The organism is Streptomyces sp. ISL-87 (assembly GCF_018614095.1).
Classification (GTDB): Bacteria; Actinomycetota; Actinomycetes; order Streptomycetales; family Streptomycetaceae; genus Streptomyces.
The window spans coordinates 86,649-100,172 of the sequence record NZ_JAGGOY010000040.1; the positions used below are offsets into that span (position 1 = coordinate 86,649).

Annotated in this window: 16 protein-coding genes; 5 read left to right on the forward strand and 11 right to left on the reverse strand. The window is 72.1% G+C overall.

Annotated features, from left to right (window positions below):
• Positions 1 to 54: 54 nt before the first annotated feature.
• The 4 genes from J7I97_RS15550 to sigE all read right to left on the reverse strand — a co-directional run bounded on the left by J7I97_RS15550 (position 55) and on the right by sigE (position 3,596).
• On the reverse strand, positions 55 to 525 hold the full coding sequence (locus J7I97_RS15550) for a sec-independent translocase (protein WP_214935205.1): 471 nt from the start codon (positions 523 to 525) through the stop codon (positions 55 to 57).
• Between the two features lie 105 nt (positions 526 to 630).
• Positions 631 to 2,019: a S1C family serine protease gene (locus J7I97_RS15555; RefSeq protein WP_214935207.1), complete on the reverse strand. Its 1,389-nt coding sequence runs from the start codon at positions 2,017 to 2,019 to the stop codon at positions 631 to 633.
• A gap of 114 nt (positions 2,020 to 2,133) precedes the next feature.
• Positions 2,134 to 2,823 carry a zf-HC2 domain-containing protein gene (locus J7I97_RS15560; RefSeq protein WP_214935209.1) on the reverse strand — a complete coding sequence of 230 codons (690 nt, stop codon included), beginning with the start codon at positions 2,821 to 2,823 and terminating at the stop codon, positions 2,134 to 2,136.
• Positions 2,820 to 3,596: an RNA polymerase sigma factor SigE gene (sigE, locus tag J7I97_RS15565; protein WP_214935212.1), complete on the reverse strand. Its 777-nt coding sequence runs from the start codon at positions 3,594 to 3,596 to the stop codon at positions 2,820 to 2,822. The genes J7I97_RS15560 and sigE overlap by 4 nt, the downstream gene beginning before the upstream one ends.
• Positions 3,597 to 3,786: 190 nt before the next feature.
• Between sigE and J7I97_RS15570 the strand changes: the two genes are divergently transcribed.
• Positions 3,787 to 4,449: an O-methyltransferase gene (locus J7I97_RS15570; RefSeq protein ID WP_214935214.1), complete on the forward strand. Its 663-nt coding sequence runs from the start codon at positions 3,787 to 3,789 to the stop codon at positions 4,447 to 4,449.
• A 96-nt stretch (positions 4,450 to 4,545) separates the two neighbouring features.
• Here J7I97_RS15570 and J7I97_RS15575 read toward each other — a convergent pair whose 3' ends face one another.
• Positions 4,546 to 4,713, reverse strand: a complete 168-nt coding sequence (locus tag J7I97_RS15575; RefSeq protein WP_003966491.1) for a DUF3117 domain-containing protein — start codon at positions 4,711 to 4,713, stop codon at positions 4,546 to 4,548.
• Between the two features lie 333 nt (positions 4,714 to 5,046).
• Between J7I97_RS15575 and J7I97_RS15580 the strand changes: the two genes are divergently transcribed.
• The gene (locus J7I97_RS15580) at positions 5,047 to 5,850 is read left to right on the forward strand and encodes an enoyl-CoA hydratase/isomerase family protein (protein ID WP_214935216.1); all 804 of its coding nucleotides are present in this window, start codon (positions 5,047 to 5,049) and stop codon (positions 5,848 to 5,850) included.
• A gap of 195 nt (positions 5,851 to 6,045) precedes the next feature.
• On the opposite strand, the gene J7I97_RS15585 is transcribed toward J7I97_RS15580, so the two are convergent.
• Positions 6,046 to 6,645 carry a DNA-3-methyladenine glycosylase I gene (locus J7I97_RS15585; RefSeq protein WP_214935218.1) on the reverse strand — a complete coding sequence of 200 codons (600 nt, stop codon included), beginning with the start codon at positions 6,643 to 6,645 and terminating at the stop codon, positions 6,046 to 6,048.
• The gene (locus J7I97_RS15590; RefSeq protein WP_214935220.1) at positions 6,642 to 6,989 is read right to left on the reverse strand and encodes a DivIVA domain-containing protein; all 348 of its coding nucleotides are present in this window, start codon (positions 6,987 to 6,989) and stop codon (positions 6,642 to 6,644) included. Before J7I97_RS15590 ends, J7I97_RS15585 begins: the two co-directional genes overlap by 4 nt.
• 85 nt (positions 6,990 to 7,074) lie before the next feature.
• Here J7I97_RS15590 and folP point away from each other — a divergent pair, with 85 nt between their 5' ends.
• Complete coding sequence (gene folP / locus J7I97_RS15595) at positions 7,075 to 7,935, forward strand: dihydropteroate synthase (protein ID WP_214935222.1); 861 nt, start codon at positions 7,075 to 7,077, stop codon at positions 7,933 to 7,935.
• 218 nt (positions 7,936 to 8,153) lie between these two features.
• On the opposite strand, the gene J7I97_RS15600 is transcribed toward folP, so the two are convergent.
• Both J7I97_RS15600 and dapE read right to left on the reverse strand, forming a co-directional pair.
• Positions 8,154 to 8,921: a TIGR00730 family Rossman fold protein gene (locus J7I97_RS15600; protein WP_214935224.1), complete on the reverse strand. Its 768-nt coding sequence runs from the start codon at positions 8,919 to 8,921 to the stop codon at positions 8,154 to 8,156.
• Positions 8,922 to 8,985: 64 nt separating this feature from the next.
• A complete protein-coding gene (gene dapE, locus J7I97_RS15605) occupies positions 8,986 to 10,065 on the reverse strand; it encodes a succinyl-diaminopimelate desuccinylase (RefSeq protein WP_214935227.1) in 1,080 nt (359 codons plus the stop codon).
• Between the two features lie 87 nt (positions 10,066 to 10,152).
• On the opposite strand from dapE, the gene J7I97_RS15610 reads away from it, so the two are divergent.
• Positions 10,153 to 11,190, forward strand: a complete 1,038-nt coding sequence (locus J7I97_RS15610) for a hypothetical protein (RefSeq protein WP_214935229.1) — start codon at positions 10,153 to 10,155, stop codon at positions 11,188 to 11,190.
• Between the two features lie 251 nt (positions 11,191 to 11,441).
• Positions 11,442 to 11,819, forward strand: a complete 378-nt coding sequence (locus tag J7I97_RS15615; protein ID WP_214935231.1) for an ATP-binding protein — start codon at positions 11,442 to 11,444, stop codon at positions 11,817 to 11,819.
• A gap of 106 nt (positions 11,820 to 11,925) precedes the next feature.
• On the opposite strand, the gene dapC is transcribed toward J7I97_RS15615, so the two are convergent.
• Positions 11,926 to 13,023, reverse strand: coding sequence for a succinyldiaminopimelate transaminase (dapC, locus tag J7I97_RS15620; RefSeq protein WP_214935232.1), 1,098 nt, complete (start codon positions 13,021 to 13,023; stop codon positions 11,926 to 11,928).
• 149 nt (positions 13,024 to 13,172) lie between these two features.
• The gene (fdxA, locus tag J7I97_RS15625; protein WP_214935234.1) at positions 13,173 to 13,502 is read right to left on the reverse strand and encodes a ferredoxin; all 330 of its coding nucleotides are present in this window, start codon (positions 13,500 to 13,502) and stop codon (positions 13,173 to 13,175) included.
• Between the last annotated feature and the right edge of the window lie 22 nt (positions 13,503 to 13,524).

Genomic DNA, 13,524 nt, shown 5'->3' on the forward strand with positions numbered 1-13,524 from the left:
CGGACAGATGGAGAGGATAGCCATCCGACCCCGGATCGCCGGGCAGGCGTGAACTCAGGTGGCGTCGGCGTCGAACGGGGTGCGCTGCTCGGCGGCCGGGGCGGCGGGCTTCTTCAGCAGGTCCGGACCGGTGGCGGCGGGTGCGGAGGTGGCGCCGGAGGTGGACCCGGAAGAAGTGCCGGCGGCGGACGGAGACGGCTCCGGCTCCCTGCTGTTGACGGCGTCGGTGACGTCGTTCAGCTCCTTGCGGAGATCAAAGCTGCTGCGGATCTCCTTGAGGTCCTCGTTCTCGCCGAGCTGCTTGCGGATGAAGGTTTTGGGGTTCAGGTCCTCGAACTCGAAGTCCTTGAATTCCGGGCCGAGTTCGGAGCGGATGTCCTGCTTCGCACTGTCCGAGAACGCACGGATCTTCCGGATGACGCCCGTTACGTCCTGAATGACCTTGGGCAGCTTGTCGGGACCGAAGACCAGAATGGCGAGCACCACGATCGTGACCAGCTCGAGGCCGCCTATGTCGTTGAACACCTTGCCGCTCCTCGACTCACTTCACTTCCGGCCCGGACAACGGTACCCGTCGTTACCGCCGGGCCCATACACGCGTACTGACTCCGCGGCGGTTTCACCCCGCCGTCATGATCCGTTCGCCGAACCGAGCACCATTTCCAGGGTCCGCTCCCGGCCCTCACGGAGCACCGTGAGGCTCAGCCGGTCGCCCGGGCGGTGGGCCCTGATCTTGATGATCAGCTCGTCGCCACCGTGCACGCGCGCGCCGTCCACTTTGGTGATCACATCGCCCGGCTTGATCCCGGCGCTGGCCCCGGGGCCGCCGGCGACGACGGACGATCTGCCGTCCTCGCCCTTGGCGGCGACCCGGGCTCCGTCGCCGGTGTACTGCATGTCCAGGGTGACCCCGATGACGGGGTGCGTGGCGCGGCCGGTACGGATGAGCTCCTCGGCGACGCGCTTGCCCTGGTTGATGGGGATGGCGAAGCCGAGGCCGATGCTGCCGCCCTGCCGGTCGGAGTCCTCCTGCTTGTCCGCTCCGCGGATCGCGCTGTTGATGCCGATGACGCGGGCCTTGGCGTCGAGGAGCGGGCCGCCGGAGTTGCCGGGGTTGATGGGGGCGTCGGTCTGGAGGGCGTCGACGTAGCTGATGTCGCTGCCGTCGCCCTTGTCGCCGCCCGCGGTGATGGGCCGCCCGGTGGCGCTGATGATGCCGGCGGTGACGGTGTTGGAGAGGTCGAAGGGCGCGCCGATGGCCACCACCGGGTCACCGACCTTCACGTTCTCGGAGTTCCCGAGCGTGAGCGGCTGGAGTCCCCGTACGCCGGTGACCTTGACCACGGCCAGGTCGTAGCCGCTGTCCCGGCCCACGAGCTCGGCGGTCACGCTCTCGCCGGTGCTGAAGGTGACCGTTATCTTCTTGGCGCCGGCGACCACGTGGTTGTTGGTCAGGATGTGGCCCTGAGGGTCCAGTACGAAGCCGGTTCCGGTGGCGCTGCTGCCGCCGCCGCTGACGTGCAGGGTGACCACCCCGGGCAGTGCGGTGGCCGCGATCCCGGCCACGCTCTCGGGGGCCCGGCCCTTGCTCTCCACCCCGGCCTGCGGAAGCTCCAGCCGGGTGCTGCTCTGGCGCTCGGCGAGCACTCCGACGTATCCGCCGATGCCGCCGGCGAGCACGGCGGAGCCCACGCTGATGGCCACCACGTGCCGCATGCGGATCCCACGGCCCGGCTTGCCGGTGTCCACGGCCTGCAAGGGGGCCACGCCCCAGGGGTCGTAGCGCGGCTCGGGGTCGGCGTGGGGGCCGGCGTGAGGCTGCTCGGCCTCCCCGGCGGTGTCGCCCTCGGCGGCCCCGGCGGGGGCTTCGGGGGCGGCGGCGACTTCGGCGGCGACTTCGGCAGGGGCCGCCCCGGTCTCCGGCCGCGGGGCCGGAACTCCCTCGCGGCGCACGTCCGCCAGCCCCTCGGGCCGGCTCCACCACCGCGGAGCCGGATCGGTCTGCTGACTGTCGGACATGGGCGCTCCCCGCGTACCTGGCGCACCGCCTGGCGGCGCATCTGCCGCCGATTCAACCAGGTCCCGTCCCGGCCGGGGGCTCCGCCCCCGAACCGGAATGCCGGTGGGGGCGCGTCAGCGGGACAGGGAGACCGGCCGGGCCGAGGCAGGCGCCGACGGGGTGACGGGAGGCTGCGGGCCCGGGGTGCGCAGGCTGGGGACACCGCCGGGGCTGGGCATACGGTCGCGGACGGCCGCATCGGCCACGGACACGGCGGGGCCGGGCTGCGAAGCGGGGACCTCGCCCCGCGCGTTCGGGTCGACGGCATCGATCGGCAGCGATCCGCCGAGGGCGATCGCGGCCAGCGACACGGCTCCCGCCGCGACGAACGCGAAGCGGCGCCGGGACCGGCCCACCTCATGGATCCGGAAGCCCTCCCGGGGGGAGACCGGAACGGCGTACCCGAAGGAGGCGAAGGGATCGGCCCCCGGCGAACCCACCGGACGGACTGACCCGCCAGGGCCGACTGACCCGCCCGAGCCGACTGACCCGCCCGGACCCGGGGGGCCGGAGGAGCCGTCGAGACTCCCGCCCGGCAGGCCCTGCAGCCGGGCCAGCAGCCCCGCGGACAGCGGCGGCGGCGCACTCTCCACGAACAGGCTCTTCAGACGGCGCTGCGCATCGGCCTCGGCCTTGCACTTGGGACACGTCGCCAGATGGGCCAGGACCCGCTCGCGCACGTCATGACTGAGCTCCCCGTCCACCAGGGCGGCGAGCCGGTCGCCCAGGTGCTGTTCGGCGGGGGACGGACTGACTCCGCTCACTCGGCTCCGCCCTCTCCCCCGGCGCCCGGAGCGCCCAAGGCCACGCCTGCCAGCGCACGCTGCTCCGCACGGGCCGCGGGAGACCGGTGCTTGAGCGCCTTGCGCAGGTGCGAGCGGCCTCGGTGGATACGGCTGCGCACGGTGCCGAGCTTCACGCCGAGCGTGGCGGCGATCTCCTCGTAGGACAGGCCCTCGATGTCGCACAGCACCACGGCCGCGCGGAACTCGGGCGCGAGGGTGTCCAGCGCCTGCTGCACATCCGCGTCGAAGTGGGTGTCGTGGAGCACCTGCTGGGGGGACGGCTCACGGCTGGGCAGCCGCTCGGCGGCGTCGTCCGCGAGCGCGTCGAACCGGATCCGCTGCTTGCGGCGGACCATGTCCAGGAACAGGTTCGTGGTGATCCGGTGCAGCCAGCCCTCGAACGTGCCGGGCGTGTACGTGGACAGCGAGCGGAAGACGCGGACGAAGACTTCCTGCGTCAGGTCCTCGGCGTCGTGCTGGTTACCCGTCAGACGGTAGGCAAGGCGGTAGACCCGCGCACTGTGCGTGCTGACGATCTCCTCCCATGAAGGAGGGGTCCACGCCTGGGAGCCCGCATCGGCGGCGAAGGTCGCGGTGGTTGCGGTCGCGGTGTGGAAGCGGTCAGCAATGTTGGTCACGGATTTCAGCTCACCCGCCGACCAGAAGAGGCGTCTCAGAACGCCTCCACGATCCACAGGCGCAGCCGCACCTCCCCTATCGGCTCTGGTGGTGTCCAGTGGAGTCCCTACCATAGCCACCCCCTCCGTCAGCTCTGGATAAGCATTTTTGCAGTAACTTTGCACGGGTCTTACGCCCCAGAGCGGCCCCGGACCGGCGTTCTGCCCGGCACCGTCCCTGTCTATCCCTCATCCATCCGGCGTCTACCCCTCACAACGCCCGGTCCCATCTGCGGGTTCCCGACGTCAACGGATACAGTCACCGTTGCGCCAACTATGGGGACAGGAGAGGGTCATTAGCGGCAACCGGCAGACGAGCTGGGCGTTCGCCGACGCGTTTGTCGCCGAGGACGACGCTCTGCGATGGGCCCGCGACCGGTCCAGGGAAGCGGGCCTGCGCTCCGTCTCCCCCGGCACCGGCGCCGCGCTGCGCCTGCTCGCCGCGACCGCGGACGCCAAGGCGGTCGCCGAGATCGGTACCGGAACCGGGGTCTCCGGCATCCACCTCCTGCACGGGATGCGCCCCGACGGGGTGCTCACCACCGTGGATCCCGAGGCGGACCGGCAGGCCTTCGCCCGCCAGGCCTTCCGCGCCGCCGGCTTCGCGGGCAACCGCGCCCGCTTCATCCCCGGCCGAGCGCTCGACGTACTCCCCCGGCTCGCGGACGGCGGGTACGACCTCGTGTTCTGCGACGGGGACCCGACCGAGTCCCTCGACTACCTCGCCGAATCGTTGCGCCTGCTGCGGCCCGGCGGCCTGGTGTGTTTCGAGGGAGTCTTCTCCGACGGCCGCACGGTCGATTCCGCCGCCCAGCCGGTGGAGGTGCTCCGCGTCCGCGAGCTGCTGCGCAGCGTCCGCGAGAGCCCGGCGCTGGAGGCCGCCCTGCTCCCGGTGGGGGACGGCCTGCTGTGCGCGGTGCGGCGCTGAGGCCCGTCCCGTCGGCGGGGGAACGGAAAAAACAACGCTGCCCCGGATGCGATGAGCAGCCGGGGCAGCGCAGAGTCTTCAGTTGGTGCCGACGGTTCAGCCGACGACCTTCTTCAGGGCGTCACCCAGGGCGTCCGCCTCGTCCGGAGTCAGCTCGACGACAAGCCGACCGCCGCCCTCGAGCGGTACGCGCATGACGATGCCCCGCCCCTCCTTGGTGACCTCGAGCGGGCCGTCGCCCGTCCGCGGCTTCATGGCCGCCATGCTCGTTCCCCTTCCTGAAACCAGCTCATCGTCAGCCGACGGCCCCGTTCAGGCGCCTAATACCCGGCATCGAACACATTGCTTCCCGGCCATTATCCCGCATGTCAGGACCCGATGACCAACATCGGCGGGGAACGCTTCTGCAACGCGCTTGACCAAAACCACTCATTTCGGGGACCCGCCTGCGATACTTCGCCACCGCGCAGCCGCCGCGCCGTCCGCTTTCTTTGACGCACATCACATGTCCGGTCGCGTTCCGGTCCGCCATGCTGGCCCTTGCACCGGCCGGTACCGGCCGGTAGCGAAGCCTGCGACGAAGGGGGACCCCCTGCCATGGCCGACAGCGTGCTCTACGAAGTGACCGACGGACTCGCCACCATCACGATCAACCGTCCCGACGCGATGAACGCGATGAACACGGAGGCCAAGGTCGCGCTGCGCGACGCGGTCCAGGCGGCGGGCGAGGACACGGACGTACGGGCCGTGCTGCTGACCGCCGCCGGGAACCGGGCCTTCTGCGTCGGCCAGGACCTCAAGGAGCACATCGGGAACCTGGCGGCGGACCGCGAGGGCGGCTCCTCGCTGACGATGAGCACGGTCGCCGACCACTACAACCCCATCGTGCGGGCACTCACCGAGATGCCGAAGCCGGTGGTGGCGGGCGTGAACGGCGTCGCGGCGGGGGCCGGCTTCGGATTCGCCCTGGCGGCGGACTACCGGGTCGTCGCCGAGACCGCGTCCTTCAACACCTCGTTCGTCGGGGTGGCGCTGACCGCGGACTCGGGGATCTCGTGGACCCTGCCGCGGCTGATCGGTGCCTCGCGGGCCGCCGACCTGCTGCTGTTCCCGCGCTCGATCAAGGCGCAGGAGGCGTACGAGCTCGGCATCGCGAACCGGCTGGTGCCGGCGGACTCGCTGGCCGCGGAGGCGGAGTCGGTGGCCCGCGCCCTGGCCTCGGGGCCGACGGTCGCGTACGCGGCGCTGAAGGAGTCCCTGGCGTACGGGGCCTCCCACTCGCTTCCGGAGGCGCTGGCCCGCGAGGACGTCCTCCAGACCCGTGCCGGGGCGTCCGAGGACCACTCGATCGCCGTCCAGGCGTTCCTTGCGAAGCAGCCGCCGAAGTATCTGGGCCGCTGATCCCGGTCCCCGGGCGGGCGGGCCCGTCGGAGGCCCGGCCCGGCCCGGGCGGCCTCCCGGTCCTCCCGGTACCGGGGCTCTGTCCCCTACCCGCCCTTCCACCGTTCCCTGGGGCTCCGCCCCAGACCCCGCGCCTCAAACGCCGGCGGGGCTGGAGGGTGGCGCCGCGGGGCTGGAGGTGGCGGGCCGGGGAGGTCAGTGGCCCGCGAGGCGGGCGGGCCCGACGGCCGGCTCGCGGGAGACGCAGGTGGCCAGGTGGTCGTTGACGAGGCCGCAGGCCTGCATCAGGGCGTAGGCCGTGGTGGGGCCGACGAAGCGGATGCCGGCCTTCTTGAGGGCCTTGGAGAGGGCCGCGGACTCCGGGGTGACCGCCGGGACGTCGGCGATCGACTTCGGGGCCCGGCCCGGCTCCGGGGCGTGGGACCAGATCAGCGTGTCCAGCTCCCCCGGCTCCCATCCGGCCAGGACCTTGGCGTTGGCGAGCGTCGCCGCGATCTTCGCCCGGTTCCGGATGATCCCCTCGTCCGCCAGCAGGCGCTCCGCGTCCCGGTCGTCGAACTCCGCGACCGCGGCGATCTCGAAGGAGGAGAAGGCCGTCCGGAACGCCTCGCGACGGCGCAGGATCGTCAGCCAGGACAGCCCGGACTGGAAGGCCTCCAGGCACAGCCGCTCGTAGAGGGCGTCGTCCCCGTGGACCGGACGGCCCCACTCCGTGTCGTGGTAGGCGATGTAGTCCTCCGTGGACAGCGCCCACGGGCAGCGCAGCCCTCCGTCCGGGCCGAGGAGGGCCGTCACTGGCCCGGCCGCTTCGTCAGGTCCGGCCGCGCCGGCACCGCGTCCTGAGGGGCCTGCGCCGACGCCTCCAGCTGCGCGATCCGGGCGTCCCTCTCGGCCAGCTCGGCCGCCAGGCGCTCCAGTACGTCGTCCACCTCGGCCATCCGGTACCCGCGCGGCGCGACGGGCAGCCGCAGCGCGTCGATGTCCGCCCGCACCACCGGCCGGGTCTCCGGCAGCGCGTCGGCGACCCGGTCCGGCTCCGCCTCGGGCAGCACGGCCTCCGACCCGCCGCCGACCACCGCGAGGGTGACGGCGGCGACGACCACGACCAGCGCGATCAGCAAGAACCAGAACACGATCAACTCCCTGAGAGACTGCGGCCCACTCCAAGCACCAGGTTAAGGTCGCAGGCGAGGCGCGAGGGCCGCCGGAGGAGGAAAGAACGGGATGCTGCGACTGGGCAGGCGCGAGTTCGACACCCACGAGCCGGTGATCATGGCCATCGTGAACCGGACTCCGGACTCCTTCTACGACCAGGGCGCGACCTTCCGCGACGAGCCCGCGCTGGACCGGGTCGAGCAGGCGGTGGCCGAAGGCGCCGCGATCATCGACATCGGCGGGGTCAAGGCGGGCCCGGGCGAGCACGTGGACGCGGTCGAGGAGGCCCGGCGCACGGTCGGCTTCGTGGCCGAGGTCCGGCGACGCCACCCGGACGTCGTGATCAGCGTGGACACCTGGCGGCACGAGGTCGGCGAGGCGGTCTGCGAGGCCGGAGCCGACCTCCTGAACGACGCGTGGGGCGGGGTGGACCCGAAGCTGGCGGAGGTCGCCGCCCGCTACGGCGCCGGCCTGGTCTGCACCCACGCGGGCGAGGTCGAGCCGCGCACCCGGCCGCACCGGATCGCGTACGAGGACGTCATGGCCGACATCCTGCGGGTTACGCTCGGCCTGGCCGAACGGGCGGTCTCGCTGGGGGTCCGCCGGGACGCCATCATGATCGACCCGGGCCACGACTTCGGGAAGAACACCCGCCACTCCCTGGAGGCCACCCGCCGGCTGGGCGAGATGACGGAGACGGGCTGGCCGGTCCTGGTCTCCCTGTCCAACAAGGACTTCGTCGGCGAGACCCTCGACATGCCGGTCAAGGAGCGCCTGTTGGGCACCCTGGCCACCACGGCGGTCTCGGCCTGGCTGGGCGCGCAGGTCTACCGCGTCCACGAAGTCGCCGAGACCAGGCAGGTCCTGGACATGGTGGCGTCCATCCAGGGCCACCGCCCCCCGGCCGTCGCCCGCCGCGGCCTCGCCTGAACCCACCACCCGACGGCCGGAGGCCGGCGCAGCCACTCGAAGCCGGAGAGGCGCCCCGGCGCCGAACCGCGCGAGAGCGGCGTGAAAAAGGGGCTCCTGGACATGGTGGCGTCCATCCAGGGCCACCGCCCCCCGGCCGTCGCCCGCCGCGGACTCGCCTGAGCCCATGCCCCCGACGGCCGGAGCCGGCCGCCGGGGGCTCGTACGCGGCGCGGCGGCTACTTGCCGACTTCCTTCGTCACCAGCGCGATGGCCTCGTCCACGTCGTCCGTGACGTGGAACAGGTAGAGGTCGCGCTCCGAGGCCTTGCCCTGGGCGATCACCGTGTTCTTCAGCCAGTCGATCAGCCCGCTCCAGTACTCCGTGCCGAACAGCACGATCGGGAACCGGGTGATCTTCTGCGTCTGGACCAGGGTCAGGGCCTCGAACATCTCGTCCAGCGTGCCCAGCCCGCCCGGCAGGACGACGAAGCCCTGGCTGTACTTCACGAACATCGTCTTGCGGACGAAGAAGTACCGGAAGTTCAGCCCGAGGTCCACGTGCTCGTTGAGCCCCTGCTCGAAGGGCAGCTCGATGCCCAGCCCGACGGAGATGCCGTTCGCCTCGCGGGCGCCCTTGTTGGCCGCCTCCATCGCGCCCGGGCCGCCGCCCGTGATCACCGCGAAACCGGCGTCGACCAGGGCGTGCCCGATCCGTACGCCCGCCTCGTACTCCGGCGAGCCGGCCGGAGTACGGGCCGATCCGAACACGCTGATCGCCGGCGGCAGCTCCGCCAGCGTGCCGAAGCCCTCGATGAACTCCGACTGGATGCGCAGGACCCGCCAGGGATCGGTGTGCACCCACTCGGAGGGCCCGGCCGAATCCAGCAGCCGCTGGTCCGTCGTGCTGCCCGCCTGCACCTGGCTCCGCCTGCGCAGCACCGGTCCGAGCTGCTGCTCCTCCGGCCGACGACGAGCGGACCCGTCGGGATTGCGGTGGTTGCCCATAATGTGCTCCCTCCTGCTGATCGTTGGATCAGGGTAGGCGCACAAACGTGACCGCAAGCGGAATTCAGGTGGTCAGCCAGACGCGGAGCCGTTCCTCGCAGTGCAGGATGGCCTTCGTCTCGACGCGCTCGTCGACCTTGTGGGCCAGCAGGGCGTCGCCCGGGCCGTAGTTGACCGCCGGGACGCCCAGGGCGCTGAAGCGGGACACGTCCGTCCAGCCGAACTTCGGCATCGCGCGGCCGCCGACCGACTCCATGAAGGCCGCGGCCGCCGGGTGGGAGAGGCCGGGGAGGGCGCCGCCCGAGAGGTCGTCGACCACGAACTCCTCGACGCCGCAGTCCGCGAAGACCTCCCGGACGTGAGCGATCGCGTCGTCCACGGTGCGGTCGGGGGCGAAGCGGTAGTTGACCGTCACCGTGCAGGCGTCGGGGATGACGTTGTTGGCGACGCCGCCCTCGATGCGGACCGCGTTGAGGCCCTCGTGGTACTCCAGGCCGTCGATGACCGGCTTGCGGGCCTCGTACGCCGCGAGCCTGGCCAGGATCGGGCTCGCCGCGTGGATGGCGTTGGAGCCCATCCAGCTGCGCGCGGAGTGGGCGCGCTCGCCCCTCGTGCGGAGCAGGACGCGCAGGGTGCCCTGGCAGCCGCCCTCGACCTCGGCGTTCGACGGCTCCAGCAGCACCGCGAAGTCGCCGGTCAGCCAGTCGGGGTGGGCTTCGGCGACCTTGCCGAGGCCGTTGAGGTCGGCGGCGACCTCCTCCTGGTCGTAGAAGACGAAGGTGAGGTCCCGGTTCGGCTCGGTCACGGTCGCGGCGATCCGCAGCTGTACGGCGACACCGGACTTCATGTCCGTCGTGCCGCAGCCCCACAGGACATCGTTCTCGTCGAGGCGGGACGGCACGTTGTCGGCGATCGGCACCGTGTCGAGGTGGCCGGCGAGGACGACGCGCTCGGCGCGGCCGAGGTGCGTACGGGCCACGATGTTGTTGCCGTAGCGGTCCACCGTGAGGTGCGGCAGGCCGCGCAGCGCGCTTTCCACCAGGTCGGCGAGGACCTTCTCGTCGCCGCTCACGGAAGGGATGTCGACGAGCCGGGCGGTCAGCTCGGCGGCGTCCAGGGTGAGGTCCAGCTCGGAATCGGACATGCTCCTGACCCTAACGCCCCGGGCTGTGACGAAGCCCGGTGCGTCCGGCCGGTGGACGCGTCATATGGCTCAAGTACGGTGGGCCGCGTGTCCCAGAGCGATCACTCCCGTCCTCGACGCCGTCCTCGGCGCCGCCGGCCGTTCCGCAAGGCCGCCGGTCTGCTCGTACTGCTCGCCGTCATCGGCTATTTCGCCGCGCAGTACGACTCGAACGACGGCGGCGGTGCCCCGCACTGCACGGCCAGCGTGCTCACCGGAGCCGACGCGTCCGGCAAGGGCGGCACTCGCGAGTCCTACGACATGTCCCCCGAGCAGGCGTCGAACGCGGCGACGATAGCCGCCGTCGGCGTCTCCAAGGGCCTGCCGGAGCGGGCCGTGACCATCGCTCTGGCAACCGCGATGCAGGAGTCGGGGCTGCGCAACCTCAACCACGGCGACCGGGACTCGCTCGGCCTCTTCCAGCAGCGCCCCTCGCAGGGCTGGGGCACGCCGGACCAGATCAGGGACCCGGTGTACTCGTCCGGGATCTTCTACGACCGGCTGGTCGAGGTCCCGGGGTACTCGCGGCTCCCGTTGACGGTGGCCGCGCAGAAGGTGCAGCGCAGCGGCTTCCCGCAGGCCTACGCGAAGCACGAGCCGGACGCGATGGTCGTGACGGCGGCCTTCGGCGGCCGCGGCGCCCTGACGTGCGGCGGCCCCGCGCCGAGCACGCCGGGCGATCCGGAGAAGGTGCGGACCGAGCTGGTCCGGATTTTCGGCAAGAAGCTGCTGTCGGGCAACAACGGCGAGCCCTCCCGGACCGAGGACGCGGGCGGGGGCGGGGGCGCGGGCACGGGCACGGCCGCGGGCGCGGGCGCGGGCGGGAAGATCAAGGAAGCGGAGATCAACCTGCCGCTGAGGCAGACCGGCGACGACACCGAGACGCGCCGTGCGGGGGCGCTCGCCCACTGGGCGGTCGCCCACTCGCGGTCCATGGGCATCGCCCGGGTCTCGTACGCCTCCCGGGCCTGGGTGGCCGGCGAGGCGAAGGGGCAGTGGCAGGCCAAGGGCGGAATCGGCAAGTCCGGCGACGGGGACCCCCACAACGCCGGAGACGAAGCCGTACGGATCTTCGTGCACCGCTGAGCCGCCGATGAACCGCCCCCGGGCCGGGAGCCCGCTCGGGTGTGCGGGACATCCCCCGCACGGGGGTCGCCCGGCAGAGCCCCCCGAGGGCCCGGGAACGGTGGAATGCCTGGTCGGCGCCGTCCAATGAGGTTGTCGCGGAAGCCGATTAAACGATGCGTTACTGATCCTTTACCCACCGGCTCCGCAACCTCGCCCGCCCCTCGAGCGGTTGTACACGGCGTACTCAGCCGCTACCGCTTAGGAGCAACATGTCCCTCCCCCTGACCCGTCGGATCGCCCGTGCCGCGCTGCTGCTCGCAGCCGGGGCAGCTCCCGTGGTCGGTGCGGCCGGCGCGGCCAGCGCCGCGGGCCTGGAGTCCGTGCCGCAGCTGGGCGCGCTCACCGCACCGGACGCCACGGGCGACGTGGTGGGCACCGGTGAGACCGCGGCCGCCGGAGCCACCGACACCGCAACCCAGGCCGTCCCGGGAGAGCTGACCGGCGCCGCGGGCCCGCTGCTCGCCGGCCTGCCGGCGAAGGGCCTGCCCACGCAGGGCCTGCCGACCGACGCGGTGCCGACCGACGCAGTGCCGACCGACACACTGACCGGCGCGCTGCCCACCCAGGGCCTGCCGCTGGGCGGCTGATTCCGCCGCAGCACGCCGAGGGGGCCGGGAGTACGAACTCCCGGCCCCCTCGGGCTTTTTCCGCGCAAGCGGCCCGCCCCTTAGGCCCGGCCGTCAGGCCCGACCGTTACGAGCCGAGCCGCTTGACCGCCTCCGCGACCCGCTCGTCCGTGGCCGTGAAGGCGACCCGCACGAACCGCGCGCCCGCCTCCCCGTAGAAGTCGCCCGGCGCGACCAGAATGCCCAGCCCGGCGAGGTGGGCCACCGTGTCCCAGCAGGGCTCGTCGCGGGTCGCCCACAGGTAGAGGCTGGCCTCGCTGTGCTCGATCCGGAATCCGTGCGCCTCCAGGGCTGCGCGCAGCGCCTCGCGGCGGGCGGCGTAGCGGCCGCGCTGCTCCTCGACGTGGGCGTCGTCGCCGAGGGCCGCCACCGTGGCCGCCTGGACCGGGGCGGGGGTCATCATGCCGCCGTGCTTGCGGATCTCCAGCAGGTCGCCGAGCACGTCCGCGTCTCCGGCGACGAAGGCCGCCCGGTAGCCGGCCAGGTTGGACCGCTTGGACAGGGAGTGGACGGCCACGAGGCCCTCGTAGGACCCGCCGCACACCTCGTCGTGGAGGACGGACACGGGCTCGGCCTCCCAGCCCAGTTCCAGGTAGCACTCGTCGCTGAAGACCAGGATCCCGTGCTCGCGCGCCCAGGCCACGATCCGGATGAGGTCTTCCTTGGGGATGACCTTGCCGGTGGGGTTGGACGGGGAATTGAGCCAGAGCAGCTTCAGGCCGGCCGGGTCGAGCTCGGTCGGGTCGTCGTAGACCACGGCCTCGGCGCCGCACAGCCGCGCGCCGACCTCGTACGTCGGGTAGGCGAGCCGGGGGTACGCCACCTTGTCGCCGGCCCCCAGACCCAGCTGGGTCGGCAGCCAGGCCACCAGTTCCTTGGAGCCGACCACCGGCAGGACGTTGCGGTGCCCCACGGCGCTCGCGCCGAGACGGCCGCGCAGCCAGCCCGTGATCGCGTCGCGCAGTGCGACCGTGCCCCACACCGTCGGATAGCCCGGGGAGTCGGCGGCCTCGACCAGGGCGCGCTGGATCAGCTGCGGCACCGGGTCGACCGGGGTGCCGACCGACAGGTCGACGATGCCGTCCGCGTGGGCCGCCGCCGTCGCCTTGTACGGCTCCAGCTTGTCCCAGGGGAAGGCGGGAAGACGGGCGGAAAGTGCGGCCACGGTGCTCTCTTTTCGCGTTCCGGGGTGTGCGTGCTGCGTGTGCGTGCTGCTGTGTGCGTGCTGCGGTGTGCGGGTGGGGCAAACGCCTCGGTCCCGTGCGGCGGCGGGGCCGTACGGGACCGAGGGACGCGCTGGGCGGGACGGACCCGTCAGTGCGCCGGGTTGATGTCCGCCGGCAGAGCGGCGATGAAGGGGTGGTCGCGCTCGATCAGACCCAGCTTCGAGGCACCACCGGGCGAACCGAGCTCGTCGAAGAACTCGACGTTCGCCTTGTAGTAGTCCTTCCACTCCTCCGGAGTGTCGTCCTCGTAGAAGATGGCCTCGACCGGGCAGACCGGCTCACACGCACCACAGTCGACGCACTCGTCCGGGTGGATGTACAAGGACCGCTGGCCCTCGTAGATGCAGTCGACCGGGCACTCTTCGATGCACGCCTTGTCCTTGACGTCGACACAAGGCTCCGCGATGACGTAGGTCACGCTCTCGTTCCTCCTCGGTAGG